This window comes from Streptomyces sp. CLCI03, from assembly GCF_053615355.1.
In genome coordinates this window covers 2810643-2835927 of record NZ_CM132132.1, presented here as the reverse complement: position 1 = coordinate 2835927, position 25285 = coordinate 2810643, and the positions used below count along the sequence as shown (strand labels likewise).

Genomic DNA, 25285 nt, shown 5'->3' with positions numbered 1-25285 from the left:
CCGGGCAGGAGCCGGTCCGGGCCGCGTCGGAGGATGGGGCGACCCGTGTCGTACAGCCGGAGGAGCCGCATGACCCCGCCCCAGGACGCCGCGCCCGAAGCCCTGCCCGAAGCCCTGTCCGAAGTCGGGTCCGAAGTGGGGCCCGAGGCCCTGCCGGGACCGCTGGTCGGGGTCGACTGGCTCGCCCGCCGACTGGGCGCGCCCGGCCTGGTCCTCTTCGACGCCTCCGTCGGCGCCCACCGCGGCGCCGCCCACCGGATCCCGGGCGCCCGCCCCTTCGACCTCGACGGAGCCCTGTCCGACCACACCGCGCCCGCCCCGCACACCATGCCCGGGGCCGCGGAGTTCACCGAGGCGATGCGCGCCCTCGGCGTCTCGGACTCGGACACCGTCGTCGTCTACGACGGCGCCGGCGTCTACTCCAGCGCCCGCGCCTGGTGGATGCTGCGCGCCATGGGCTTCGACCGGGCCGCCGTCCTCGACGGGGGACTGCCCGCCTGGACCGCCGCAGGCCTGCCGACCTCCACCACCGGCCCGGTGTACGAGGGGCCGCGCGGCTCCTTCACCGCCCGACCCCGGGCCGGACTGCTGGTCGACAGCGCCACCGTCGCGCGGGCCCTGACCGATCCCACGGCTACCGTCCTCGACGCCCGCACCCGCGCACGCTTCGCCGGCACCGCCCCCGAACCCCGACCCGGCCTGCGCGGCGGCCACATGCCGGGCGCGGTCAACCTGCCGTTCGGCGAACTCCAGGACCCGCACGGGCGGATGCGGCCCGCCGGGGAACTGCGCGCGGCCTTCCGGGCGCTGACGGGGGAACGGGAACGGCTCTACCTCAGCTGCGGCTCCGGGGTGACCGCCTGCGTCCTGGCCCTCGGCGCCGACCTCGCCGGGTACGAGGAGATCGCGGTGTACGACGGCTCCTGGAGCGAGTGGGGCATGCCCTCGGACCTTCCCGTCACCACCGACCTGTAGCGGAGCGGAGGATCGGGCGGGGGTTAGCCCCACCGGAGGTCCGGGTACGTGCACCATCGGCCCGGGGCACGTTCCCCGGCCAGACTCGGGCCATGACCACTCACACCACCTCCGCCCGCACGGCCCGCACCGCGATCACCGCCCTCGGCGCCGGCCTCCTGCTGGCCGGCTGCTCCTTCTCGGGCTCCTTCGCGGACGGCGCCTACCGGACGGCGACCGCCGATGCCACGGTCCCGGAGGCGGTCACGGCGGTGAAGCTGACGGGTGTCCGGTCCGGCTCGATCGCCGTCACCCCCGCCGCCGGCCCCGGCGTCACGATCAAGCGCACGGTCCACTACCGCGGGGACACCGTCCCGAAGACCGGCCAGAAGGTCACCGGCGGCGTACTGACCTTCAGCAAGGACTGCTCCGGGGACTGCTACGTCGACTACCGACTGGAGGTCCCGGCCACGGCCACGGTCGACCTGGAGAGCTCCAGCGGCGACATCACGGTCACGGGTGTGGCGGCGGCCGAGGTGGAATCCGACTCCGGCGAGGTCACGGCCGAACGGATCGGCGGCCCGCTGAAGGTCCGTACCTCCTCGGGCGGGATCACCGCCACCGGGCTGTCCGGCCCGAGTGCCGAGGTCCGCTCGACCTCGGGCGACGTGACCGTGGACTTCACGAAGGCCCCGTCCTCGGTGCTCGCCGAGACCACCTCGGGCGACGTGACCGTCAAGGCCCCCCGCGCCCCGTATGCGATCAAGGCCTCCACCGACTCCGGCGACCGCGACATCACCCTCCCCGACGACCCCTCCGCCACCTCCCCCCTCTCGGTGCGGACCAGCTCCGGCGACATCCACATCAGCGCGGTCTGACCCGTTCGCCCCGGGCGAACGGGCCGTGGGGAACATCGGGAGGCGCACATGCATTGAGTCGGCATAGCTCAACTTCACTGCCGGAGGGAAGATCATGGCTTCGACGTCCGTCACACTCACCCTGCCCGTGCTGCCGCTCGACGACGAGGTCGTGCTGCCCGGAATGGTCGTACCGCTCGACCTGTCCGACGCCGAGGTGCGCGCCGCCGTGGAGGCGGCGCAGGCCGCCGCCGGGAAGAGCGGCAACGGCAAGCCCCGGGTCCTGCTCGTACCGCGCATCGACGGCACGTACGCCGGGACCGGTGTGCTCGGCACCGTCGAGCAGGTCGGCCGACTCTCCGGAGGGGACCCCGGAGCGCTCATCCGCGGCCTCGGCCGGGTCCGCATCGGGGCCGGGACCACCGGCCCCGGGGCCGCGCTCTGGGTCGAGGGCGAGACCGTCGACGAGGCGGTGCCCGATCCGCTGCCCGGAGCGGTCACCGAGCTGGTCAAGGAGTACAAGGCACTCGCCACCAGCTGGCTCAAGAAGCGCGGCGCCTGGCAGGTCGTGGACCGCGTCCAGCAGATCGAAGGCGTGTCCGCGCTCGCCGACAACTCCGGCTACTCGCCGTTCCTGACGGTCGAGCAGAAGGTCGAACTGCTGGAGACCGCCGACCCGGTCGCCCGCCTCAAGCTCGCCGTCAAGGCGCTCAGCGACCACCTCGCCGAGCAGGACGTCGCCGAGTCCATCGCCAAGGACGTCCAGGACGGCGTCGACAAGCAACAGCGCGAGTTCCTGCTCCGGCGTCAGCTGGAGGCCGTACGCAAGGAACTGCGCGAACTGAACGGCGAGAAGGACGGCGAGGAGTCCGACGACTACCGCGCCCGCGTCGAGGCCGCCGACCTCCCCGAGAAGGTACGGGAGGCCGCCCTCAAGGAGGTCGACAAGCTGGAGCGGTCCAGCGACCAGAGCCCCGAGGGCTCCTGGATCCGCACCTGGCTGGACACCGTGCTGGAACTGCCCTGGAACGAGCGCACCGAGGACGCGTACGACATCCGGGGCGCCAGGGCCGTCCTCGACGCCGAGCACGCGGGCCTCAGCGACGTGAAGGACCGCATCACCGAATACCTCGCCGTCCGCAAGCGGCGCGGCGAGCGCGGCATGGGCGTCATCGGCGGCCGGCGCGGCGGCGCCGTGCTGGCCCTCGTGGGCCCTCCCGGCGTCGGAAAGACCTCGCTCGGCGAGAGCGTGGCGCACGCCATGGGCCGCAAGTTCGTCCGCGTCGCCCTCGGCGGCGTCCGCGACGAGGCCGAGATCCGCGGCCACCGCCGGACCTACGTCGGCGCCCTGCCCGGCCGGATCGTCCGGGCGATCAAGGAGGCCGGGTCGATGAACCCGGTGGTCCTCCTCGACGAGATCGACAAGGTGGGCTCCGACTTCCGCGGCGACCCGGCGGCCGCCCTGCTGGAAGTCCTCGACCCGGCACAGAACCACACCTTCCGCGACCACTACCTGGAGGTGGAACTCGACCTCAGCGACGTCGTCTTCCTGGCCACCGCCAACGTCCTGGAAGCCATCCCCGAGGCCTTGGCCGACCGCATGGAGCTCGTCCGGCTCGACGGGTACACCGAGGACGAGAAGGTCGTCATCGCCCGCGACCACCTGCTCCCGCGCCAGCTGGAGCGCGCCGGGCTCGGCTCCGACGAGGTGGTCCTGGCGGAGGACGCCCTGCGCAAGCTGGCCGGTGAGTACACCCGCGAGGCGGGCGTCCGCACCCTGGAGCGCTCCCTCGCCCGCCTCCTGCGCAAGGTCGCCTCGCAGCACGAGCTGGGGGAGCGGGAACTGCCCCTGAACATCGGCGCCGACGACCTGCGGGCCCTGATCGGCCGACCGCACCACGTACCGGAGTCCGCCCAGGACCCGGCCGAGCGGCGCACCGCCGTCCCCGGCGTCGCCACCGGCCTCGCCGTGACCGGCGCGGGCGGCGACGTGCTCTTCGTGGAGGCCTCGCTGGCCGACCCGGAGACGGGCGCGGCCGGCCTCACCCTCACCGGCCAGCTCGGCGACGTCATGAAGGAATCGGCACAGATCGCCCTGAGCTTCCTGCGCTCCCACGGCGCGGAACTGGAGCTCCCGGTCGCCGACCTGAAGGACCGGGGCGTGCACATCCACTTCCCGGCGGGCGCCGTGCCCAAGGACGGCCCGAGCGCGGGCATCACCATGACCACCGCACTCGCCTCGCTGCTCTCCGGCCGGCAGGTGCGCACGGACGTGGCCATGACCGGCGAGGTCTCGCTGACCGGACGCGTCCTGCCCATCGGCGGGGTGAAGCAGAAGCTGCTCGCCGCGCACCGCGCCGGACTGACCACCGTCATCATCCCCAAGCGCAACGAGGCCGACCTGGACGACGTCCCGGCGGAGGTGCTGGAGACGCTGGAGGTGCACCCGGTGACGGATGTCCGCCAGGTCCTGGAACTCGCCCTGGCCCGGGCGCAGGCCCCGGCCGTCGCCGCCGCCTGACGCACGCACACGGCCCGGTGCCCCGCTCCGGCGGGGTACCGGGCCGTCGGCACACCCGCTGCGAAATACTGGCCCCGCACCCACCGGGGTGCCGGACATCATCGAAGGAGCGGGACGTGCACGGGAGTGAAGACCAGGAGTTCCTTGCCCTGGAGCGGGAGCTGTCCGTCTTCCTCCGGCGGGCCCGCGCCTCCTCGGGCGAGATGGCCCGCGAGCTCCACCCCGAACTGGAGCCGGCCGCGTACGGGCTCCTCGTACGCCTGGAAGCGGCCGGGCGGCAGCGGGCCACCGAACTCGCCGCCTACTTCGGCGTCGGCAAGGCCACCATGAGCCGGCAGTTGCGGGCCCTGGAGGTCCTCGGCCTGGTGGCCCGCGAGCCGGACCCCGCCGACGGCCGGGCCTCCCTGGTCGGCCTCACGGAGGAGGGACGGGAGCGCTTCCTGCGGGTCCGGGGGGCGCGGCGCGAGCAGTACATGCGCAAGCTCGCCGACTGGGACCGCGGCGAGGTCGCGGAACTGGCCCGGCTGCTGAACCAGTTGAACGCCGGCGGGGAGTAGCGCGCCGCGGAGCCGGACCGCTCAGAGCTCCGCGTACACCGCCGACGCGTCGTCGTGCCGCTTGTACCGGGCCGACGGGCGGGCCGGATCGGACTCGACGGCGCGCACCCGGCCGATCAGGCCCTGCGCACCCTCCTTCCGCAGCACCCCCATGCAGTCGGCCCAGTCACCCTGCCCGAAGGTGTCCGTCCACCGGCTCGCCCCGTCCGTGAGCGCGGCCACCGCCCGCACCCGCCCGCGCGGGGTGCGCCCGGTCACCGCCCGGGCCGCCACCGCCGGATCGGCGGCCGCCGTGAAGAAGCCGCCCTCCGCGTTGCGCAGGGCGTCCGTCGCGGCCACCGAGCCCAGCACCTCCCGCGGGATCCGGTCCAGCCGGTCGTCGAGCACGGCCGTCACCTCGCCGCCGGGCGCCTGCAGGAGCAGCACGGAGTCCGAGAGGACGAGGTGCTCCACGTACTCCGCGTCCCAGCGGACCACGACGACCGTCGCCTGCGGGGTTCGCACGTGAGAAAGGTCACAGGTGTCGCGGTGTGCGTCGGCCGTGGCGCGGACGGACTCGGCCAGAACCTGATCGAGCGGCATGTCCCGCCGCGATCCGGACAGTTCGGTCAATCGACCGCCGAGGCGACCCACGAACCAGGGCACTCCGTGCACGCACCCGTCGTCGCCGCTCGGCGGGGTGACCCCGTCCAGAACCACCAGGACGCCGCCGCCCGAAGCGGGGATCGCGGCCGACACCCAGTCCTCATTGGGGCGTTCCTGGTGGCCGGGGGCCGAGGCGAGGTCGATGCGCATCCCCGCATTCTGCCGCGCGGGACGCGGCGGGCGCGGGTAGGTCCGTACCAAATCGGGCGCGCGCCGGTGGCGTCGCGCACCGACCGCCCGAGGCGGTCGCCGAACGCCGGCACGGCGGAGCGGGAGTGTGGGCGGGCATCCTGTCAAAGGCCGTATCGATCTTTCAACCACCTGTCCACGGCGGCGCTCCGGCACAGGGTGCCCGAGTTGGTCGGCAACTCATCCGTGATGTTCACTCGTTCGAGTGGCCGGTTGGGCGATGTGCGGCTCTCTCCCCAGCACGCTGCAAAGGTCTGAGGCGGTACGAGGGAGCAGGGGGCGTTTACTTGTTGACCGGCCGTTACCTCGGCCACACGAGTAGACGAGCAAGAGCACACGTACAGGATTGCGAGCACCGGTGCAGAAGAAGCGGTCTCGGAAGAACGGCACCGCCGCCGACGGCCCGGCCCCCGCAGGACGCCGCGTCCGCGTGCGCCGCAGGCTGGTCGTCGGCGTAGCCGTCGCCGGCCTCACCGTCCTCGCGGCGGGCGCGCCCGCCGTCGTCTCCGCGTCGAGGGAACTGAACGACTCCCAGCGCCTGGTCACCCTCGCGGACCGGACCCGACAGACCCTCACCCTCACGCACCTCCTCGGTGACGAGCGTGACGCGGTCGTCGAGTACGCCGCCAAGGGGCGACCCGGCACGGCCAAGGGACCCGCCCAGGAGCGCATCGCCGGGACCGACCGGCAGCTCGCCGAGGTCCAGGCCGAGGCCGACGAGGCCACCGCCCGGGCCCTCGCCCGGGTACGGGCCGTCCGTGCCGAGGCCGTCGACGGCAAGGGCAGCCCCCTCGCCGCCCACCAGGCCTACACCGGCGTCATCACCGAGCTCCTCGCCCCCGGCGTACGGCTCGCCGAGCTGACCCCGCCGCGCGCCGAGGCCGCCCTGGCCACCACCCGCCCGCTGGCCCCGCTGGGCCAGGCCGTGGAACAGGCCTCCGCCACCCGCGGCCTGTTGCTCGCCGCACTGGCCGTGCCGCGCGGCGACCAGTCCCCCAACTCGGCCGTGGTCGACGAACTCACCACCGCCGCCCAGCGGACCCGCGTACGGGAACAGGCCGCCCTCGACGACTTCGCGCGGGCCGCGCGACCCGACGTACGCCAGACCCTGGCCGCCACCGTCACCGGCCCCGAGGTCAAGACCGCCGACGACTTCCTCAAGCGGCTCACCGACCGGCCCACCCTGACGCCCGCCGACCGCAAGACCGACGGGGCCACCGTCGGCACCGCGCTCACCGCCCGCATCGACCGCATGCGCACCGTCGAAGCCACCCTCGCGAGCGAACGGGCCTCCGCCCTGGCCGCGCTGCGGGACGACGACGTGACCCGGCTGGAGATCGTCGTCGCGCTGCTGGGCCTGCTGTTCCTGCTCGCCGTCGGCTTCTCCACCGCCGTGGCCCGGTCGCTGACCCGTCCGCTGTCGGTCCTGCGCCGCGGCGCGGAGCGCCTGGCCACGCCGGAGGGCTCGGTGGAACCGGTGCGGTTCACCGGCCGCAACGACGAATTCGCCGAGGTCGTGCGCCACCTGAACGCGGTGCGCGACCAGACGGTCTCCCTGCACACCCGGATCGCCGGACTCGACGCCGACCGGCGCCGGATCATCGGCCGCACCGAGGCCCTCGCCGCCGGCCGGGAAGCGCTGGAAGAAGAGCTGACACAGCTGCGGGCGGGGCTGGAGGAGCACCGGCGCATCATGTCGACGACCTCCGTCTCGCTGTCGCTGCGGACCCTGGGCCTGGTGGAGCGCCAGCTCGCGGTCATCGAGGAGCTGGAGTCCAAGGAGCAGGACCCCGACCGGCTGGCCACCCTCTTCAAGCTGGACCACCTGGCGACCGTGATGCGCCGCCACAACGAGAACCTGCTGGTCCTCGCCGGCCAGGAACACGGCCACGGACAGGGCCTGCCGGTGCCGCTGGTCGACGTGATGCGGGCCGCCGTCAGCGAGATCGAGCGGTACGAGCGCGTCGACCTCGCCGCCCTGCCCTCGTACACCCAGATCGCGGGACACGCCGCCGACGACATCTCGCACGTCCTGGCCGAACTGCTGGAGAACGCGACCACGTTCTCCCCGCCGGACGTCAAGGTGAAGGTGTCCGGCTGGCTGCAGGGCGCCGGCGACGTGGTGCTGTCCGTCGTGGACGAGGGCATCGGCGTCACCGAGGACCGCCTCGAAGCACTGAACACCCGCCTGTCCACGCCCGACGCCTACGACGAGGAGACGGAGGCGGAACACGGCCTCGGCCTCGGCCTGTACGTGGCCGGGCGCCTCGCGGCCCGACACGGGGTCACCGCCGAGCTGCGCACCCCGAAGCACGGCGGCACCGAGGCCCTGGTGGTCGTCCCGGCGGCGCTGCTGCCCACGACCCCCGTGGTCTCCCCGGTGCACACCCTGGCCATGCCGGGCGGGCCCGCGCTGCGGCTGCCCGGAGTGATAGCGGAAGCCAACGAGAACACGCTGCCGACGCGACGGCGCGGGACGCACGCCGCTCCGGACCCGGACGAGGACGCGGTGGAAGCGGCCGTGGAGGCCGAGGCCCACGCCGTGGTCCCGGCCGAGGCCGACGCCCCGGTCGCCGCCGAGGCCCTCGCCGAGGAGCCGGCCGTCCCGACCGCCGTCGAGCCGGAGCCGGTCGTCGAGCCGGAGCCCGCCGTCGAGCCGGAGCCGGAGCCCGCCGTCGAGCCGGAGCCGGAGCCCGCCGTCGCGGCGGTCCCGATCACCCTGGCCGAAGCACTCGCCGGCCCCGCCGTCGCCGCCGAAGCCCCGGCGGAGCCGGAGCAGCAGCCGGCGCCCGCCGAGGCGGAGCCGCTCCTCGACCCGCCCGCCACGGACGGACTGCCGCCCGCCGAGCAGGTGTTCGTCGCCGCGCCCCGCGCCGCCGAACCCACCCCCGACGAGCAACTGCTCGCGCGGGTCGTCCCCGACGCGGAGCCGGCCGCCCCCGGTGTGGCGGACCCCGCCGAGGAGATCCCGACCGCGGCGCACCCCACCGCACCCGTGGCCGACGTACAGGAATCCGAACCGCGGACGGAGCCGCACACCCACGCCCCGGCCGAGGGCAACTGGCTCCCCCGCCAGGGCAGCCACCCGGCCGACCAGGCCGAAGGCGAAGGCGCCGTCACCGACAAGGGCCTGCCCAAGCGGACCCCGCGCACCGTCCCCGCCAAGAGCGCGGCCCGTGCCGACGGACCGCCCGAGCCGCCCCGTCGCGTCGACGCCGAGGAGTTGCGGCGCCGACTCGGAGGTTTCTACCAGGGAGCCCAGGACGGCAGGCGCGTCGTCGCCGCCGAACTCGCCCAGGAGCAGGGGCCCGACCAAGCCCCTGACCAGGCGCTCGACCACACCCTCGACCAAGGGCGGACGCAGCGACCGGGCCAGAGCAAGACCGACCGGGGGGACACCGCACAGGAGGCACGCACATGACCGCGCCCAGTACGTACGGACTGAGCACCCAGGCCCGCAACCTGCAGTGGCTGCTGACCGACCTGGTCGAGGAGGTGCCCGGCGTCAACTCCGTCGCCGTCGTCTCCTCGGACGGGCTGCTGCTCCTGTCCTCCGACCCGGGAGCGGGCACGGTCGAGCCGGCCGACCGGCCGAAGCCCCGGGGCCCGCGCGGCGCGTCCGCCGACCTGGCCACCATCGTCTCCGGCCTCGGCAGCCTCACCACCGGCGCGGCCGCCCTCATGGACAGCGGCTCGGTCAAGCAGACCATGGTGGCGATGGAGCACGGCTCCGTCTTCGTCATGGCCATCAGCGACGGCTCACTGCTGGGCGTGCACGCCACCCCCGACTGCGACATGAGCGTCGTCGCCTACCACATGGCCCTGTTCGTCGGCCGCGCCGGCCACGTCCTGACCCCCGAAGTCCGCAGTGAGCTGCGCCAGTCGATGGAGAACACCCCGTGAGGAGTACGGCCTCCGACCGGCTGCCGATACGCGGAGCCGACCGCCGCCCCGCCCGCGTCCGCCCGTACTCCCTCACGGGCGGTCGCACCCGCTTCACGCAGGTCCTGCACGTCGAGACGTTCGTCGCCGCCCTGGACACCAAGGTCTCGGAGCCGCAGAAGCCCGACCGCATGCCCGAGATGCCCGCCATCGTCGAGGTCTGCCGCCGCATGCGGACGATCGCCGAGATAGCCGCCCTGCTGAAGCTCCCGCTCGGCGTGGTCCGCGTCCTGGTCAGCGACCTCGCCGACCAGGGCCGGATCCGCGTCTACGGAACGGGACACGGCAGCGGCCGTCCCGAACGCGCGCTGCTGGAAAGGGTGCTCAGTGGTCTCCGCCGTCTCTGACAACCCGGTGTCCCTGCCGCAGTCGGACGACGAGCCGGCCCAGCCCTGGCAGTACGACCGCTCCCGCGCACCCGTCGCCGTCAAGGTGCTGGTCGCGGGCGGCTTCGGCGTCGGCAAGACGACCTTCGTCTCCTCCGTCTCCGAGATCACCCCGCTGCGCACCGAAGCGGTGATGACCCAGGCGAGTGCCCCGACCGACGACCTGTCCGGCACCCCCGACAAGCACACCACCACCGTCGCCATGGACTTCGGCCGCGTCACCCTCGACGACGACCTCGTCCTCTACGTGTACGGGACCCCCGGCCAGGAGCGGTTCTGGTTCATGTGGGACGACCTGGTGCGCGGCGCCATCGGCGGTCTGGTCCTGGCCGACACCCGCCGACTGCGCGACTGCTTCCCGGCCCTCGACTACTTCGAGACCTGCGGACTCCCGTACGCCGTCGCCGTCAACCACTTCGACGGCTCGCAGTCGTACGAACCCGACGACGTGCGCGAGGCGCTCAGCGTCCCGCCCCACGTCCCCGTCGTGATCATGGACGCGAGGCGCCGCGACACGGTGATCGAATCACTGCTCGCCCTGGTGGGCCACGCCCTCGACACCACTCCCGAATAGAGCCCCCGAACAGAGAGCGTGAGAGATGCGCAAGATACTTGTCGTAGGAGCCGGCCAGTCCGGTCTCCAGCTCGCCCTCGGACTCCGGTCGAAGGGGTACGAGGTCACCCTCATGTCCAACCGGACGGCGGACGAGATCCGCACCGGGCGGGTGATGTCCACCCAGTGCATGTTCGACACGGCCCTGCAGCACGAGCGTGATCTCCAGATCAACTTCTGGGAGCAGCAGGCCCCGAAGATCGAAGGCCTCGGCGTCTCCGTCGCCACCCCCGACGCCGGCCGCGCCATCGACTGGCTCGGCGAGCTCAAGGGGTACGCGCAGTCCGTCGACCAGCGCGTGAAGATGGCCGGCTGGCTCGACACCTTCGTGCAGCGGGGCGGCCAGCTGGTCATCCACGGCGCCTCGGTCGCCGACCTCGACTTCTTCTCCCGTACGTACGACCTGGTGCTGGTCGCCGCCGGCAAGGGCGAACTGGTCTCGATGTTCGGGCGGGACGCGGCGCGTTCCCCGTACGACGCCCCGCAGCGCGCGCTCGCCGTCGCCTACGTGCACGGCCTCGGCCCGCGCCCGGAGCACCCGGAGACCGAAGCGGTCCGCTGCAACCTGGTCCCGGGCGTCGGCGAGCTGTTCGTCATGCCCACCCTGACCACCTCGGGCCGGGCCGACATCCTCTTCTGGGAGGGAATCCCGGGCGGTCCGCTGGACGTCTTCAAGGGAGTCAAGGACCCGGCGGAGCACCTCGCGCTCACGCTGGAGCTGATGGAGAAGTTCGTGCCGTGGGAGTACTCCCGCGCCACGAAGGTGGAGCTGACGGACGCGGGCGCCACGCTCGCCGGGCGCTACGCGCCGATCGTCCGCAACCCGATCGGACGCCTGCCCGGCGGCGGACTGGTCCTCGGCGTCGCGGACGTGGTCGTCGCCAACGACCCGATCACCGGACAGGGCTCGAACTCCGCGTCCAAGTGCGCGGCCTCGTACCTCTCCTCGATCCTCATGCACGGCGACCAGCCGTTCGACGAGTCGTGGATGAAGGCCACCTTCGACAAGTACTGGTTCACCACCGGCAAGCCGGTGACCCAGTGGACGAACGCGATGCTGGGCGTCCCACCGGAGCACGTACTGAACCTGATCGGCGCGGCCGGGCAGCTCCAGCCGGTGGCGAATCGATTCGCCAACGGCTTCGACAACCCGGCCGACTTCGACACGTACTTCTACGACCCCGAGGACACCGCCGACTACCTGGCGGAGGTCGCCTCCTCCGTCGGAGCCTCCTCGGCCGAGTAACCCGTGTCGTCCCCCGCCTGCGCCGCCGGTGCCTCCGGCAGCGCGGGCGGGGTGAACTCCGCGAGCGGGGCCCCGTCCGGGTCCGGCCGGACCGCCCCCAGCAGCGGATTCGCGGCGATCGGCGAGACCTTCACCACGGCCCCCGGCCGCGGCGCCTGGATCACCTTGCCGTCGCCGACGTACAGGCCCACGTGGGTGGCCTTGGGGAAATAGACCACCAGATCCCCGGGCCGCAGCTGATCCAGCGGCACCTTCGGCAACTGGGCCCACTGCTCCTGGCTCGTCCGCGGAATGGCGCGCCCGGCGTGCGCCCAGGCCTGCGAGGTCAGCCCGGAACAGTCGAAGGACCCCGGCCCCTCCGCGCCCCACACGTACGGCTTGCCGATCTGGGCCGCCGCGTAGGTGAGCGCGGCGCCACCGGCAGCCGTGGGGGTGCCCGTACGGGTCGGCAGCCGGCCCGAATCCACCAGGCTCCGCTGCGCGACCGCGGTGTTCTCGGCCTCCTGCGCGCCGAGCCGGGTGAGCTGGTCCGGGGTCAGGGCGGCGAGCACCCGCTCGACCTCCTTGAGCTGCGCCGCGACCTCGTCCTTGTGGAGCTTCTGCTGCGCGGCCAGCGTCTGCCGGGCGTCCAGGGCCTCGCGGGCCCGTACGGCGAGCGCGTCGGCCTTCTTCTCGCCCCGCGCGAGCCGCGCCAGCACCCCCGCCCGCCGGGCGCCCTCGCGGGCGGCGAGCCGCCGCTGGTCCAGGGCGGCCTGCGGATTCCCGGCGAGCAGCATCCGGGCGTACGGGGACAGCCCCTGGCCGCCCTGGTACTGCTCCCGGGCGAGCCGCCCGGCGACGGCCCGCTCGGAGTCGAGCTCCGTACGGGCCTTGCCGAGCTCGGCGGCGCGCAGCCGCTCCTCGGCCTGGCCGGCCCGCAGGGCCACGTCGGTGGCGTTGTAGGCCTCGGTGGCCTCCTCGGCCTTCTGGTACAGCCCCTGCAGGCGAGTGAGCAGCACCCCGACGGACTCCCCTTCGGGCAGCCCGGGCTCGGCCCCGGCCCCGGGGACCGGCCCGGCGACGACGAGCACCGCGGCGATGCAGACGGCGCGAAGCGGCTTCGGCGACAGCCGATATGACATGGGATCACCTCCGAGGCGGCCGATGCTGCCACGCCCGGTATGACAAATCCCCCAACGGAGTCGGCCGGTCGCGCCCCCTCACCCGGTTGGGGGCGGTGCGGGGGCCCGCCCCGCCACCCGACCCCGCCCGCGCCGTCACCTCGCCGCGCGGCGGGCCTCGTGGATTTTGCGGGTGATCGCCCAGGCGTCCGCCACCGGGCCCAGGTGGGCGAGCTTGTCGGGGTTGACCAGTGAGCGGATGGTGCCGATCCTGCCGTCGAGCATCTCGAAGGCCAGGACGTGGAGCACCCGCCCGTCCGGGTCGCGGACGATCGCGCCCGGCTCGCCGTTCACGTCGTGGGGCTCGGCGGTCACGCCGATGCGGGACAGCCAGGGGAAGAACGCGGCGAGCAGGCGGGCCACGTTCTGGGCGCCGTTGACGGTCTTCGCCAGCTGCGGGGCCTTGCCGCCGCTGTCCCCGACCAGTTGGGCGTCGGCGGCCAGCAGCCGTTGCAGCCCGGTGATGTCGCCGTCCTTCATCGCGTCCAGGAACCGCGTCGCCAGTTCCTGCCGCTCCTGACGGTCCGCCCGGAACCTCGGTCGGCCGGCCTCCATGTGCCGCCGCGCCCGGACCAGCAGTTGGCGGCAGGCCGCCTCCGAGCGGCCCACCGCCGTGGCGACCTCGTCGAAGCCGAAGGCGAAGACCTCCCGTAGGACGAACACCGAGCGCTCCAGCGGGCTGAGCCGCTCCAGGAGCAGCAGCGCGGCCATCGACACCGAGTCCGCCAGCTCCACCGATCGCGCGGGGTCCTGGTAGGGATCGCTCAGCAGGGGCTCCGGGAACCACGGTCCGACGTACTCCTCGCGCCGCACCCGCGCGGAGCGCAGTACGTCGATCGAGAGCCGGGTGATCGTGGTCGACAGGAAGGCCTTGGTGGACGCGGGACGGGTCGCCGAGGCGTCGAAGCGCAGCCAGGTCTCCTGCACCGCGTCCTCGGCCTCGCTCACGCTGCCCAGGATCCGGTAGGCGATCGAGAACAGCAGCGGCCGCAGTTCCTCGAACTCCTCGACCTTGCTCATGTCGGCTTCACTCCCCCAGGTGGTCCTGAATGATCATCAGGGTGGTGGTGGGGGAGGGCAAGCCTTCGCCGGCGCCGTTCAGTGGAACTGTCCGGCCACGTAGTCGCCGCCCGGCTGCTGGGTGATGACGTTGATCCGGTTCGCCATGTTCATGAAGGCGATCAGCAGCACGAGGGCGTTGAGTTCCTCCTCGTCGTAGTGCTCGGCGGCCCGTGCCCATGCCCCGTCGGCCACCCCGCCCGCCCCGTCCGCGGTCCGGGTGCCTTCCTCGGCCAGTTCCAGCGCGGCACGCTCGGCCTCGGTGAAGACCGTGGCCTCGCGCCACGCCGCCACCAGGTGCAGCCGCACCGGGGTCTCGCCCGCGGCGGTGGCCTCCTTGGTGTGCATGTCTATGCAGACGGCGCAGCCGTTGATCTGGCTCACGCGCAGCGACACCAGCTCTTGCGTCGCGGCCGGCAGCGGCGAGTCCTTGATCACCTTGCCGGCCGACATGAGGTGCTTCAGGGCCTTGCCGGTGGTCGGTCCGGCGAAGAGGTTCAGTCGCGCGTCCATGGTGTGCTCCTCGGTGGTCGTCGTCGGCTACATCCCTGGGACGAGATGGCCCGACCCCCTGTGACATGGACGCGTGTGACCTACGTCTCCCGGCTCGCGGACCGCGTGAGCACGCGCCGGAGCCGGCGCGTACGGGCGTCGCGGGCGTCCTGGCCGAGGGGCGCCTCGGGGGCGAGGGGGCGACGGCCGAACCGAACGGCCCACGGTGCGCGGCTACTCGAAGGTCACCCGGTCCGGCCGCCCCGTCGCGCGGACGTCGGCCACGTCGAACCCGTCCTCATGGCGCAGGAGGTGCTGGACCGTGTCCGAGCCGGAATACCGCAGGAAGCCGACCCACCCCCGGGTGCTCGCGAGCCGGAGCACCCATGCGACGACCTCCATCACGATCCCGAACTCGTCCTCGTGGACGCAGGTCCGGACGGTCAGGGCCCAGGGCGTGCTGCCGTCCGCGTACGTCCGCTCGGTCCGCAGCAGGGACGAGCTGTCCACGCCGTCGAAGGCGTGGCTCGGGATGCCGCCGTCGAAGACCTGCCACGGGTACCCCCAGGTCTCCCAGTCGGCCGAGGTGAGCGGGGTCGGCGCCTCGGCCTCGCCCAGGAGCCACCTCAGCTCCCGCATCGCCGGCTCGGGCAGGTCCTCCGGCAGTTCCACCGTCAGGAACAGGTCGTGGTAGTCACTCATGCGGTCGATTCTGGATCCGGCCACCGACAACGCGCCGCGCCGGTGCGGTCGCGTGGACCGTGGGCTCCGTTCCGGCCGGCGCGGTCAGCCCCGCAGCAGGCGGGCCTTGGCCGTCGTGAACTCCTGGGGGGTCAGCAGGCCCTCGCGGGCGAGGTCGGCCAGCTGGGTGAGTTCCGCCACGAGGCCGGCCGGGGCGGGGCGATCGGGCGTGCTCGCCGCCGCCGGCTCCGGTCCGGCCGGCTGCGGGGGCTCGGGCGGGGCTTCGAAGGGTGCCCCGGTCGGGGGCCGCTCGGCCTGTACCCCGCCCCGGTCCGGGGCGTCCGCCGGGCCCGTGGTGGTCGCCGGGCCCGGTGTCCCCACCGAGCCCGTCGTCGCTTCCGCCGCTCCGGAGGCCCGCGCCAGCAGGCCCCGCAGCAACGGGTGCCCCGGCGGGCGGTTCGCCGCGCGGACCGTCACTCCCATCGGGCGGATGAACATCAGGCCACCCCCGCCCGTGGATCGGCCGGTACCCGGTCCGGCGGGATGCGGACCGAGCCGACGATCCGGCCGCCCGCCGCCCGTACGGCGATGGCCGCGTCCTCGGCCCACAGGTGCTCGACGACGAGGAGCAGCGCGCAGCTCCCGCGTTCCAGCAGCCCCGCCGCCTCCTGGATGTCCTCCGGCCCGATCAGCCGTGCCACGTCCCGGCCAGTCAGCAGCCCGTTCAGTTCGACGAACTCGTCGAACTCGGCCGCCAGGACATCTCCCGACGCCGTTCTCGTCGCCACGATCCCGTCGATCAGCCGGACCACCCCGGTCTTGCGCAGCCCCATCACGGCCTCGACCGCCGGGGCCCGCAGCTGCTCCTCCGGGAAGGCGAGGACGATGAATTCCACAGGTCCCATGCGCCTCGGCTCCTCACTTTCGATACTTCCGACCGTTTGTGACGACTCTTCGGCACACTATGGCATAAGCGGACATATCATCCGTCTGCTTGCTACGTTTCGGTGCATGACCGCTCTGACGGCGAAGGTGACGGAGCCCGTCCCGCCCCCGCCCCCCGGCGCCGACGCCCCCAAGCGTCGCGGCGTCGAGCTGACGCTCCTCGCCGGAGCCGTCCTGATCTCCGTCCTCGGTCACCTCTACGTCGGCCTCGTGACCACCGGCCACCTCCCCGGCCCCGCCGCCCGCTACGCCACCGGCCTGTGCGCCGCCGCCCTGCTCGCACACGTCGCCGTCCGCCTGCGGGCCCCGTACGCCGACCCCCTCCTGCTCCCCATCGCCGTCCTCCTCAACGGCCTCGGCCTCGTCCTCATCCAGCGCCTGGACGTGACCACCCCCGGCCATCTCACCGCCGGCGACCAACTCCTGTGGTCCGCCCTGGGCGTGGCGCTCTTCGTCCTGGTCGTCGCACTGCTCCGTGACCACCGCGTGCTGCAGCGGTACGCCTACCTCTCCGTCGCCGTGGCCCTCGTCCTGATGCTGATCCCCGTCTTCTTCCCGGCGGTCAACGGCGCGCACATCTGGATCCGGTTCGCCGGGCTCTCCTTCCAGCCGGGGGAGTTCGCCAAGATCCTGCTCGCGGTCTTCTTCGCCGCCTACCTCGCCGCGAACCGCACCGCGCTCGCCCTCACCGGCCGCCGGCTCTTCTGGAAGCTCCGACTCCTCCCCGGCCGTGTCCTCGGCCCGATCCTCGCGATCTGGCTGCTCAGCGTCGGCGTCCTGGTCCTGGAGCGGGACCTGGGCACCTCGCTGCTGTTCTTCGGACTCTTCGTGATCATGCTGTTCACGGCCACCGGGCGGATCGGCTGGATCGCGATCGGGCTGCTGCTCGCCGCCCTCGGCGCCTACGCCGTCGGGACCTTCGAACCGCACGTGCACAGCCGCGTCGACGACTGGCTGAATCCTTTCGCCTCCATCGAGCGCGGCGAGGGTCCCGGCCAGCTCGCCCAGTCCCTCTTCGCCTTCGGCGCCGGCGGCCTCCTCGGCGCCGGCCTCGGCCACGGCCAGTCCTTCCTCATCGGCTTCGCCGCCAAGTCGGACTTCATCCTCGCCACCGCGGGCGAGGAGCTCGGTCTCGTCGGCCTCGCCGCGATCCTGCTCCTCTACGGGCTCCTCGTCGCCCGCGGATTCCGCGCCGGGCTCGCCCTGCGCGACCCCTTCGGGCGGCTGCTCGCCACCGGGCTCGCCTCGATCGTCGCGCTCCAGGTGTTCGTCATCGCGGGCGGCGTCACCGGCCTGATCCCCCTCACCGGCATGGCCATGCCCTTCCTCGCCCAGGGCGGCTCCTCCGTCGTCACCAACTGGATCATCGTCGCGCTACTGGTCCGGCTCAGCGACAGCGCCCGCAGACCCCGCCCCGCGAAGGAGCCGGCCGAGTGATCCGCTACATCCGCTGGTGCGCGTACTTCTGCGCCCTCCTGCTGGTCGCCCTGCTGGTCAACATCGCCCGCGTGCAGGTCTGGGAGTCCGCCGCCTACGGCGCGAACCCGGCCAACAAGCGCCCCGCCATCGAGCGCTACGCCGAACCCCGCGGGGACATCCTGGTCGACGGGCGCCCCGTCACCGGCTCCCGCGACAGCGGCCAACTCCTGCGCTACGAGCGCACGTACGCGAACGGCCCGCTCTACGCGCCCGTCACCGGCTTCTCCTCCCAGACCTACGGGACCAGCTTCGTCGAGCGCGCCGAGGACGCGATCCTCTCGGGCACCGACCCGGGGCTCTCGGCCTTCCCGCTCTGGTACGAACTGGCCCGTGGCCGCCCCGCCGGCGGGAACGCCGCCACCACGGTCCGCGCCGGCATGCAGCGGGCCGCGTACGCCGGGCTCGCGGGCAAGCGCGGCGCGGTGGCCGCCGTCGAGCCGGCCACCGGGAAGATCCTCGCGCTGGTCAGCAGCCCCTCGTACGACCCCTCGGTGCTCTCCGGGACGGGCACGAAGGTCAAGGAGGCCTGGACCGCCCTGAACGCCGATCCTGCCCGGCCGATGCTCAACCGGGCGCTGCGCGAGACGTACCCGCCCGGCTCCACCTTCAAGATCGTGACGGCGGCGGCCGCCCTCGACGCGGGCGTGGTCACCGACGTGGACGCGCCGACCCGGACCCCCGACCCCTATCCGCTGCCCGGGACCAGCACCCTGCTGCCGAACGCGGGCACCGGCTGCGAGGACGCCTCGATGGCGGACGCCGTGCAGTGGTCCTGCAACACGGTCATGGCGAAGATCGGTGTGCGGGTCGGGCTGCGCGGCATGGTGGAGGCGGCGCGCCGCTTCGGATTCAACAGTGAGGGTCTGCGGGTGCCCGCGTGGGTGTCCCGGTCGAACTTCGACACCGACATGAGCCAGGACCAGCTGGCCCTGTCATCGATCGGGCAGTTCAACACGAAGGCCACCCCGCTGCAGATGGCGATGGTCGCGGCGGCCGTGGCGAACGGCGGCGAGCTCAAGTACCCCTACCTGGTGGACCGGACCACCCAGGACGACGGCTCCCAGGTCCGGCGCGGGGGCGAGCGCAGCCTGGGCCGGGCGATGAACCCGGCCACCGCCGTCCGGCTGCAGGACCTGATGGTCAAGGTCGTGGAGAACGGGACCGGCCGCAACGCCGCGATCCCGGGCGCGGTGGTCGGCGGCAAGACGGGCACCGCGCAGCACGGGGTCGGCAACGCGGGCACGCCGTACGCCTGGTTCATCTCCTGGGCCAAGGCCGAGGGCACGGCCCTGCCGCAGGTGGCGGTCGCGGTGGTGGTCGAGGACGCGTCGGCCGACCGGGGTGACATCAGCGGCAACGGCGCGGCGGCCCCGATCGCGCGCGCCGTGATGGAAGCGGCCCTGGCCACCGACCGACAGCAGGCCCTCTAGGGAGCCTCCGCCCCCTCGGCGACGGCGGAGGCGACCTCCGCCACCCGCGCCGACTCCTCGGCGGCGAACCGCTCGCGGTCGAGGGCCTCGGCGATCTCCTCGTCCTGGCTCATCAGCAGGTCCAGGTTCGAGTCGCCCAGGTCGAAGACGCCGAGGTCCAGGTAGGCCCGCTGCAGCCGTTCGCCCCACAGCCCGATGTCCTTCACGCACGGCACGATCCTGCTGAACAGCAGCTTGCGGAAGAGGTGCAGGAACTCCGACTGCTCACTGAGCAGCGTCGCCTCCTCGGCCCCGATGCCGAAGTTCTCCAGCACCTCGACCCCGAGCAGCCGGTTCCGCATCAGGTAGCAGCCCTCGATCACGAACTCCTCGCGTTCGCGCAGCTCGGCGTCCGTGAGCTGTTTGTAGTAGTCGCGCAGCGCCATCCGCCCGAAGGCCACGTGCCGGGCCTCGTCCTGCATCACGTACGCCAGGAGCTGCTTCGGCAGCGGCTTGGTCGTCGTGTCGCGGATCATGCCGAAGGCGGCCAGGGCCAGCCCCTCGATGAGCACCTGCATGCCCAGGTACGGCATGTCCCAGCGGGAGTCGCGCAGGGTGTCGCCCAGCAGTCCCTGGAGGCTGTCGTTGATCGGGTACAGCATCCCGACCTTCTCGTGCAGGAAGCGCCCGAAGATCTCGGCGTGCCGGGCCTCGTCCATGGTCTGCGTGGCGGAGTAGAACTTCGCGTCCAGGTCCGGCACCGACTCCACGATGCGTGCCGCGCACACCATCGCGCCCTGCTCGCCGTGCAGGAACTGGCTGAAGTTCCAGGAGGCGTAGTGCCGGCGCAGCTCGCCCTTGTCCTTCGCGGTGAGCTTGGCCCAGTGCCGCGTCCCGTACAGCGGCAGGGCCTCCTCGGGGGTGCCCAGCGGATCGTACGGGTCCACCTCGATGTCCCAGTCGATGCGCTTCCCGCCGTCCCACTGCTTGTCCTTGCCCTTCTGGTAGAGCGCCAGCAGCCGCTCGCGGCCGTCGGCGTACTCCCAGCTGAAGCGGGCGGAGCCGGCGGCGGGGACCTGCCAGACCGACTCGCCCGGGTTCTCGGTGTAGAGCTCATGCGTCGACACTGACGCCCCCTCGTCTCACGTACCGCCGTGTGGGACCGGACAGTTGGCAGCGTCACACGTTGGTAGACACGGGGTCAACAAGTCGTGCGCGAGGGATTGACGACCTTGCTGACAGGCAGTCTCATAAGAAGTGACAGCCGGTAACTCGACGACGAGGTGTCCGAACCCATGACCACCGTGACCGAACGAGCCGCGCTCCAGGACGCCCTCGGCCTGCTCAAGGACCGCGAGCAGATAGCCGAGCGCCTGCTCGAATCCTCGGCCAAGCACTCCTTCGACCCCGACAAGGAACTCGACTGGGACGCCCCGCCGATCGAGGGCAAGTACTACTGGCCACCGGAACTGCTCTCCCTCTACGACACCCCGCTGTGGAAGAAGATGGGGGAGGAGCAGCGCATCGACCTCTCCCGCCACGAGGCGGCGGCGCTCGGCTCCCTCGGCATCTGGTTCGAGATCATCCTCATGCAGCTCATGGTCCGGCACATCTACGACAAGTCCCTGACCAGCAATCACGTCCGCTACGCACTCACCGAGATCGCCGACGAGTGCCGCCACTCGATGATGTTCGCCCGCATGATCCAGAAGGCCGGCGCCCCCGAGTACCCCGTCTCCCGCGTCAACCACAACCTCGCGCGGATCCTGAAGACGATCTCCACCACCCCCGGCTCCTTCGCCTGCACCCTCCTCGGCGAGGAGATCCTCGACTGGATGCAGCGCCTGACCTTCCCGGACGAGCGCGTCCAGCCACTGGTCCGCGGCGTCACCCGGATCCACGTCATCGAGGAGGCCCGGCACGTTCGCTACGCCCGCGAGGAACTGCGCCGCCAGATGCTGACCGCCCCGCGCTGGGAGCAGGAACTCACCCGGATCAGCTGCGGCGAGGCCGCCCGCGTCTTCTCGCTGGCCTTCGTCAACCCGGCCGTCTACGACAACGTCGGCCTGGACCGCCGCGAGGCCGTCGCCCAGGTGAAGGCGAGCGGCCACCGCCGCGAGGTCATGCAGAGCGGCGCGAAGCGGCTCACCGACTTCCTCGACGACATCGGCGTCCTGCGCGGCGTCGGCCGCAGGCTCTGGCAGAGCTCGGGGCTGTTGGCGTAGACCCCGATCGGCCGGACACCCACCCGTCCGACGTGCGCGGGGCTACCCTGCGGTCATGACCGTACGCGCGTACCGCAGGCTGAGCGTCGAGGAGCGGCGAGCCCAACTCCTCGACGCCGCCCTCTCGCTGTTCGCGCACCGGGCACCGGAAGAGGTCTCGCTCGACGACGTCGCCGAGGCCGCCGGAGTGTCCCGCCCGCTCGTCTACCGCTACTTCCCGGGCGGCAAGCAGCAGCTCTACGAGGCCGCCCTCCGCTCGGCGGCCGACGTCCTCGAACTGTGCTTCGCCGAACCCCAGGAGGGACCCCTGACCCGGCGGCTGTCCCGGGCCCTGGACCGCTACCTCGCCTTCGTCGACGAACACGACGCCGGCTTCGCCGCCCTCCTCCAGGGCGGCAGCGTCGTCGAGACCTCCCGCACGACGGCGACGGTCGACGGCATCCGGCGGGCCGCCGCCGAGCAGATCCTCGTCCACCTGGGCGTCCCGACCCCCGGCCCCCGGCTGCGCATGATGGTCCGTACGTGGATCACGGCCGTCGAGGCCGCCTCCCTCATCTGGATCGACGAGGGCAAACAGCCCGAGGTCGAGCACCTCCGGGACTGGCTGCTGGACCAGTTCATCGCCCTCCTGACGGCCACCGCCGCCACCGACCCGGAAACCGCCGCGGCCGCCCGGGCCGCCCTCGCCCTGGAATCGCCGGACGGCCCCGTCGGGGTCCTGGCCCGCCGCGTCGTCCCCGTGGTGTCCGAGGCCGCCCACCTGCTGTGACACTGGTGGGGTGAGAAGCCAACCGACCCCGTTCGAGGGCGGCCCGATGGACGGCCGGGTCCTCCCCGTCCTCCTCGGCCCGACCGGACACCCCCCGAAGTGGTACGAGATCCCCGTCCCGGCACCGGACGGCGGCCCGCCCACGATCCTGCTGTACGAACGCGTCCCGGCGGGGTACTCCAAGCGGCTCGGCCTCCAGAAGGGATGGAAGTACGACTTCCGCCCCACGGGCACCAAGCCGAAACCCCGCTGGCCCTGGACGAAGCCCCCGAAAACCTGACCTCGGGCCGGTTCCTGGCCGGAGGCTCGGCTGCGGGCTCGGCCGGGGTGCGGTGCGCTGCTGCGGGCTCGGCCGGGGTGCGGTGCGCTGCTGCGGGCTCGGCCGGGGTGCGGTGCGCTGCTGCGGGCTCGGCCGGGGTGCGGTGCGCTGCTGCGGGCTCGGCCGGGGTGCGGTGCGCTGCCGCGGGCTCGGCCGGGGTGCGGGGTGTGCTCGGGCCGAAGCCGGGTACCACGGGGCGGGGCAGTGGGCGGCTGGGGCGGGGCTCCGGGTGGGGCCGGGCGCGCGCCGGGGTGTCTCCTCGGCCGCCGAACGTGACGAGGGGTCGGAAAGCGCGGCGGCAAGGCGTTCGGCGCCCTGCGGGGACACCCCGACACACACCCGGCCCCACCCTCCGCCCACGGGGGAGCCCCCGTCACGTACCCCGTGCCGAAGCCTCCGGCCAGCAACCCGGCAGGGCGCGGAGGTCGGGGCCGGGTGTGTGCCGGGGCGATCCCCGCAGGGCGCCGAACACACTGCCGCCCGACGTTCCGACGCCTCGTCACGTTCGGCGCCCGAGGAGACGCCCCGACACACACCCGGCCCCGACCGAAGCCCGCTCCGACCGCGCCTCACGGCCGAGCCCGGCCGAGCCCCCGGAACCCCGCCGAGCCCCGCGAAGGCCCGGCCCCGGACCCCGTGGAGCGGACCCCGCAGAGCCCAGGCCGCCGCGGAGCGGACCCCGTGGAGCACCGGCCCCCGGACCCCGCCGAGCCTCCGGCTAGGAACCCGGCAGGGTGAGGACCGCCAGGCCCCCGCCCCCCTCCGCCTCCAGGAACTCCAGCCGCGCCCCGATCACCCCGGCCTGCCCCACGGCGATCGTCAGCCCCAGCCCGTGGCCCTTGCCACCCCCGCTGCGGAAGCGTTGCGGCCCGTGCGCCACCAGGTATGCCGGGAACCCGTCCCCGTGGTCCCGTACGGTCACCACCGGCCCGTCCACCGTCAGCACCACCGGCGCCCGCCCGTGCTTGTGGGCGTTGGCCACCAGGTTCCCGAGCACCCGTTCCAGCCGCCGCCGGTCCGTCTCCACGTGCGCGTCCCGGACGACGACCACCTCCGTGTCCGTCCCGGACGCCCGCACCACCCGGCGTACCAGCCGCCCCAACTGGTGCAGATCGCTCTCCACCACCTCACTGCCCGAGTCCAGCCGGGAGATCTCCAGCAGATCCTCGGTCAGCTGCCGCATCGTCCGGACCCGCTCGCGCACCAGTTCCGTCGGCCGGCTCTCGGGCAGCAGCTCCGACGCCGCCTGCAGACCCGTCAACGGAGTGCGCAGCTCGTGCGCCACGTCCGCGGTGAACCGCCGCTCGCTCTCCAGCTTCGACTGCAGGCTCCCGGCCATGGTGTCCAGCGCCGCCGCCACCGTCGCCACCTCGTCCTGGTGCCGTGCCGGGGTCCGGGTACGCGGGTCGTTCACCCGCGCGTCGAGGTCGCCCTGGGTGATCCGCCGGGCCACCGCCGCCGTCAGGTGCAGCCGCCGGGTCACCCGGGTCACCGCGAACGCGCCGATCAGCAGCGTCCCGCCGATCGCCAGCAGCGACGACCCGATGATCGCGTTGTCCAGCCCGCTGATCGTCCGGGCGCTCTGCCCGTAGTCGACGGCCGTCGCGAGCGCCCGGCCGTCCGCCGGGCCGGCCGCCCACATGGTCGGCCGGCCCCGGTGGTCCGCCACCAGCGTCCCCCGGCGCCCGCTGACGGCGAGTGCCCGCAGCTCCGGCGGCAGCCCGACGGGGTCCAGCCAGGAACCGCGCGGAAGGGGCTCGCCCGCCTCGTACGCGCGCGAGACCTCCAGCAGCTTCCCGAGGGCCTTCTCCCGTGCCGTGGCCACCGTCTGCCGGGTCACCTCCACGTGCACGAGCGCGCCCAGCACCGCCGCCAGCGAGCAGCACATCACCACGATGAAGCACGCCGACTTCCAGGTCAGCGTGGCCGTCCAGGAAGGCAGCCGCACAGGCCGCAGCCGTCGCAGGGGCCGCGAACGCCGCGAGGACCGCGCGGGTCCCCCGGGCGTCACGGCCGGCCCGGCACGGGCGCGGGCTCCCGGCTGCCAGGGCCCTGCCCGTTGCCCGGCCCCTGCCCGTTGCCCGGCCCCTGCCCGTTGCCAGGGCCCTGCCCGTTGCCCGGCACCCGTACGATCTGCTCGCGCGTGGGCAGCATGGTCAGCTGCTTCTCGTCCCAGGACCAGGCGGTGATCAGCTCGTATCCGCGGTTGCCGCTGGGCACCCGCAGGATCACGTCGCCTCCGGCCAGTTCCACCGTGATGACGGTCTCGGTGGTCGCCATGATCCGGTTGAGCCGTCCGTCCGGGTCGGCCGTGTAGACCCGTACGGACATCATCTTGTCCGGGAACTCGATGCCGACGATCAGCTCGTCCTTGCCGTTGCCCGTGAGGTCCCGGTAGTACGGCTTGAGCACCGGGCACGCCTCCGGCTCCTCCTCGTCCTTGTCCGCGCCCTTCGCGCACTCCCGGATCGCGGCCGCCGTCCGCGGCGGCATGCCGTCCGCGCCGACCCCGGTGTTCGGATGGGCGCTCAGCTCGGCCTGGACGAGGGCCACCGGGTCGACGGCGTGCACGTCCTGGTCGCGGACCGGCGGGATCCCCTTGACGTACTCGGGCGGGGCGCCACCCGGATCGGCGGGCGGCACGGTCGCGCCACGACGGTCGGGCCACAGATGTACGGGCCCGCTCGCGGTCGGCGTGGAGCCGGCGCTCACCAGCCCGCCCGTGTCCCCGCAGCCCGCCAGCAGCGGAACCAGTGCGAGGAGGGGGAGCAGAGGGCGCGCGGGCACGCGCAAGCGCATTCTGTTCACAGCTCCCCGTGCCCTTCTGCCCGCGATAA

The 25285-nt window shown here is 73.1% G+C and carries 24 protein-coding genes; 14 read left to right on the top strand and 10 right to left on the bottom strand.

Annotated features, from left to right (window positions below; all coding sequences use genetic code 11):
- Window positions 1–69 precede the first annotated feature (69 nt).
- The 4 genes from ACWG52_RS12715 (at window position 70) to ACWG52_RS12700 (ending at window position 4889) form a co-directional block, all read left to right on the top strand.
- Complete coding sequence (locus ACWG52_RS12715) at window positions 70–975, top strand: sulfurtransferase (protein ID WP_390137970.1); 906 nt, start codon at window positions 70–72, stop codon at window positions 973–975.
- A gap of 92 nt (window positions 976–1067) precedes the next feature.
- Window positions 1068–1832: a DUF4097 family beta strand repeat-containing protein gene (locus ACWG52_RS12710; protein WP_390137972.1), complete on the top strand. Its 765-nt coding sequence runs from the start codon at window positions 1068–1070 to the stop codon at window positions 1830–1832.
- A gap of 94 nt (window positions 1833–1926) precedes the next feature.
- Window positions 1927–4332 carry an endopeptidase La gene (gene lon / locus ACWG52_RS12705; RefSeq protein WP_389805772.1) on the top strand — a complete coding sequence of 802 codons (2406 nt, stop codon included), beginning with the start codon at window positions 1927–1929 and terminating at the stop codon, window positions 4330–4332.
- Between the two features lie 116 nt (window positions 4333–4448).
- Complete coding sequence (locus ACWG52_RS12700; RefSeq protein ID WP_033218751.1) at window positions 4449–4889, top strand: MarR family winged helix-turn-helix transcriptional regulator; 441 nt, start codon at window positions 4449–4451, stop codon at window positions 4887–4889.
- A gap of 21 nt (window positions 4890–4910) precedes the next feature.
- On the opposite strand, the gene ACWG52_RS12695 is transcribed toward ACWG52_RS12700, so the two are convergent.
- Complete coding sequence (locus ACWG52_RS12695; RefSeq protein WP_389805768.1) at window positions 4911–5684, bottom strand: protein phosphatase 2C domain-containing protein; 774 nt, start codon at window positions 5682–5684, stop codon at window positions 4911–4913.
- Between the two features lie 397 nt (window positions 5685–6081).
- Here ACWG52_RS12695 and ACWG52_RS12690 point away from each other — a divergent pair, with 397 nt between their 5' ends.
- Genes ACWG52_RS12690 through ACWG52_RS12670 form a run of 5 tightly spaced genes read left to right on the top strand, consistent with a single transcriptional unit; the run spans window position 6082 to window position 11910 of the window.
- Window positions 6082–9144: a sensor histidine kinase gene (locus ACWG52_RS12690; RefSeq protein ID WP_453128713.1), complete on the top strand. Its 3063-nt coding sequence runs from the start codon at window positions 6082–6084 to the stop codon at window positions 9142–9144.
- Complete coding sequence (locus tag ACWG52_RS12685) at window positions 9141–9626, top strand: roadblock/LC7 domain-containing protein (RefSeq protein ID WP_389805763.1); 486 nt, start codon at window positions 9141–9143, stop codon at window positions 9624–9626. The genes ACWG52_RS12690 and ACWG52_RS12685 overlap by 4 nt, the downstream gene beginning before the upstream one ends.
- The gene (locus ACWG52_RS12680; protein ID WP_030730968.1) at window positions 9623–10012 is read left to right on the top strand and encodes a DUF742 domain-containing protein; all 390 of its coding nucleotides are present in this window, start codon (window positions 9623–9625) and stop codon (window positions 10010–10012) included. The genes ACWG52_RS12685 and ACWG52_RS12680 overlap by 4 nt, the downstream gene beginning before the upstream one ends.
- Window positions 9993–10625, top strand: coding sequence for a GTP-binding protein (locus ACWG52_RS12675; protein WP_390137976.1), 633 nt, complete (start codon window positions 9993–9995; stop codon window positions 10623–10625). Before ACWG52_RS12680 ends, ACWG52_RS12675 begins: the two co-directional genes overlap by 20 nt.
- 25 nt (window positions 10626–10650) lie before the next feature.
- Complete coding sequence (locus ACWG52_RS12670; protein WP_390137978.1) at window positions 10651–11910, top strand: styrene monooxygenase/indole monooxygenase family protein; 1260 nt, start codon at window positions 10651–10653, stop codon at window positions 11908–11910.
- On the opposite strand, the gene ACWG52_RS12665 is transcribed toward ACWG52_RS12670, so the two are convergent.
- From ACWG52_RS12665 to ACWG52_RS12640, 6 genes are all read right to left on the bottom strand, one after another.
- Complete coding sequence (locus ACWG52_RS12665; RefSeq protein WP_390137980.1) at window positions 11862–13031, bottom strand: C40 family peptidase; 1170 nt, start codon at window positions 13029–13031, stop codon at window positions 11862–11864. The two genes, ACWG52_RS12670 and ACWG52_RS12665, sit on opposite strands and share 49 nt — an antisense overlap.
- 135 nt (window positions 13032–13166) lie before the next feature.
- Window positions 13167–14090, bottom strand: a complete 924-nt coding sequence (locus ACWG52_RS12660) for an RNA polymerase sigma-70 factor (protein ID WP_389805751.1) — start codon at window positions 14088–14090, stop codon at window positions 13167–13169.
- Window positions 14091–14168: 78 nt separating this feature from the next.
- Window positions 14169–14642, bottom strand: coding sequence for a carboxymuconolactone decarboxylase family protein (locus tag ACWG52_RS12655; RefSeq protein WP_453128709.1), 474 nt, complete (start codon window positions 14640–14642; stop codon window positions 14169–14171).
- 213 nt (window positions 14643–14855) lie between these two features.
- Window positions 14856–15323, bottom strand: a complete 468-nt coding sequence (locus ACWG52_RS12650; RefSeq protein WP_453128708.1) for a hypothetical protein — start codon at window positions 15321–15323, stop codon at window positions 14856–14858.
- Between the two features lie 84 nt (window positions 15324–15407).
- On the bottom strand, window positions 15408–15800 hold the full coding sequence (locus ACWG52_RS12645) for an SHOCT domain-containing protein (RefSeq protein ID WP_390137984.1): 393 nt from the start codon (window positions 15798–15800) through the stop codon (window positions 15408–15410).
- Entirely contained in the window at window positions 15800–16207 is a 408-nt protein-coding gene (locus ACWG52_RS12640) for a DUF6325 family protein (RefSeq protein WP_033218774.1), read from the bottom strand. Before ACWG52_RS12640 ends, ACWG52_RS12645 begins: the two co-directional genes overlap by 1 nt.
- Before the next feature lie 106 nt (window positions 16208–16313).
- Between ACWG52_RS12640 and ACWG52_RS12635 the strand changes: the two genes are divergently transcribed.
- Both ACWG52_RS12635 and ACWG52_RS12630 read left to right on the top strand, forming a co-directional pair.
- Window positions 16314–17684, top strand: coding sequence for an FtsW/RodA/SpoVE family cell cycle protein (locus tag ACWG52_RS12635; RefSeq protein WP_389805740.1), 1371 nt, complete (start codon window positions 16314–16316; stop codon window positions 17682–17684).
- A complete protein-coding gene (locus ACWG52_RS12630) occupies window positions 17681–19156 on the top strand; it encodes a penicillin-binding transpeptidase domain-containing protein (RefSeq protein ID WP_389805737.1) in 1476 nt (491 codons plus the stop codon). The genes ACWG52_RS12635 and ACWG52_RS12630 overlap by 4 nt, the downstream gene beginning before the upstream one ends.
- On the opposite strand, the gene ACWG52_RS12625 is transcribed toward ACWG52_RS12630, so the two are convergent.
- Window positions 19153–20262 carry a ferritin-like domain-containing protein gene (locus ACWG52_RS12625; protein ID WP_389805735.1) on the bottom strand — a complete coding sequence of 370 codons (1110 nt, stop codon included), beginning with the start codon at window positions 20260–20262 and terminating at the stop codon, window positions 19153–19155. The genes ACWG52_RS12630 and ACWG52_RS12625 overlap by 4 nt on opposite strands.
- A 168-nt stretch (window positions 20263–20430) precedes the next feature.
- On the opposite strand from ACWG52_RS12625, the gene ACWG52_RS12620 reads away from it, so the two are divergent.
- The 3 genes from ACWG52_RS12620 to ACWG52_RS12610 are packed head-to-tail and all read left to right on the top strand — an operon-like array spanning window position 20431 to window position 22409.
- Window positions 20431–21360 (top strand): AurF N-oxygenase family protein, encoded by a 930-nt coding sequence (locus ACWG52_RS12620; protein WP_033218781.1) that lies wholly within the window; start codon window positions 20431–20433, stop codon window positions 21358–21360.
- Window positions 21361–21415: 55 nt separating this feature from the next.
- Window positions 21416–22129: a TetR/AcrR family transcriptional regulator gene (locus ACWG52_RS12615; RefSeq protein ID WP_033218783.1), complete on the top strand. Its 714-nt coding sequence runs from the start codon at window positions 21416–21418 to the stop codon at window positions 22127–22129.
- A gap of 10 nt (window positions 22130–22139) precedes the next feature.
- Window positions 22140–22409 (top strand): hypothetical protein, encoded by a 270-nt coding sequence (locus ACWG52_RS12610; RefSeq protein WP_389805731.1) that lies wholly within the window; start codon window positions 22140–22142, stop codon window positions 22407–22409.
- A 757-nt stretch (window positions 22410–23166) separates the two neighbouring features.
- Here ACWG52_RS12610 and ACWG52_RS12605 read toward each other — a convergent pair.
- Both ACWG52_RS12605 and ACWG52_RS12600 read right to left on the bottom strand, forming a co-directional pair.
- On the bottom strand, window positions 23167–24405 hold the full coding sequence (locus tag ACWG52_RS12605) for a histidine kinase dimerization/phospho-acceptor domain-containing protein (RefSeq protein WP_389806140.1): 1239 nt from the start codon (window positions 24403–24405) through the stop codon (window positions 23167–23169).
- 50 nt (window positions 24406–24455) lie between these two features.
- Window positions 24456–25235, bottom strand: coding sequence for a hypothetical protein (locus ACWG52_RS12600; protein ID WP_390166272.1), 780 nt, complete (start codon window positions 25233–25235; stop codon window positions 24456–24458).
- Window positions 25236–25285 lie beyond the last annotated feature (50 nt).

What these genes read in the sequence shown, in the direction of transcription:
- ACWG52_RS12685 (WP_389805763.1), top strand. Translation starts at nt 9,141, where the DNA reads ATGACCGCGCCCAGTACGTACGGACTGAGCACCCAGGCCCGCAACCTG.
- lon (WP_389805772.1), top strand. Translation starts at nt 1,927, where the DNA reads ATGGCTTCGACGTCCGTCACACTCACCCTGCCCGTGCTGCCGCTCGAC.
- ACWG52_RS12665 (WP_390137980.1), bottom strand. Translation starts at nt 13,031, where the DNA reads ATGTCATATCGGCTGTCGCCGAAGCCGCTTCGCGCCGTCTGCATCGCC.
- ACWG52_RS12640 (WP_033218774.1), bottom strand. Translation starts at nt 16,207, where the DNA reads ATGGGACCTGTGGAATTCATCGTCCTCGCCTTCCCGGAGGAGCAGCTG.
- ACWG52_RS12650 (WP_453128708.1), bottom strand. Translation starts at nt 15,323, where the DNA reads ATGAGTGACTACCACGACCTGTTCCTGACGGTGGAACTGCCGGAGGAC.
- ACWG52_RS12645 (WP_390137984.1), bottom strand. Translation starts at nt 15,800, where the DNA reads ATGTTCATCCGCCCGATGGGAGTGACGGTCCGCGCGGCGAACCGCCCG.
- ACWG52_RS12660 (WP_389805751.1), bottom strand. Translation starts at nt 14,090, where the DNA reads ATGAGCAAGGTCGAGGAGTTCGAGGAACTGCGGCCGCTGCTGTTCTCG.
- ACWG52_RS12620 (WP_033218781.1), top strand. Translation starts at nt 20,431, where the DNA reads ATGACCACCGTGACCGAACGAGCCGCGCTCCAGGACGCCCTCGGCCTG.
- ACWG52_RS12695 (WP_389805768.1), bottom strand. Translation starts at nt 5,684, where the DNA reads ATGCGCATCGACCTCGCCTCGGCCCCCGGCCACCAGGAACGCCCCAAT.
- ACWG52_RS12715 (WP_390137970.1), top strand. Translation starts at nt 70, where the DNA reads ATGACCCCGCCCCAGGACGCCGCGCCCGAAGCCCTGCCCGAAGCCCTG.
- ACWG52_RS12615 (WP_033218783.1), top strand. Translation starts at nt 21,416, where the DNA reads ATGACCGTACGCGCGTACCGCAGGCTGAGCGTCGAGGAGCGGCGAGCC.
- ACWG52_RS12670 (WP_390137978.1), top strand. Translation starts at nt 10,651, where the DNA reads ATGCGCAAGATACTTGTCGTAGGAGCCGGCCAGTCCGGTCTCCAGCTC.
- ACWG52_RS12655 (WP_453128709.1), bottom strand. Translation starts at nt 14,642, where the DNA reads ATGGACGCGCGACTGAACCTCTTCGCCGGACCGACCACCGGCAAGGCC.
- ACWG52_RS12710 (WP_390137972.1), top strand. Translation starts at nt 1,068, where the DNA reads ATGACCACTCACACCACCTCCGCCCGCACGGCCCGCACCGCGATCACC.
- ACWG52_RS12635 (WP_389805740.1), top strand. Translation starts at nt 16,314, where the DNA reads ATGACCGCTCTGACGGCGAAGGTGACGGAGCCCGTCCCGCCCCCGCCC.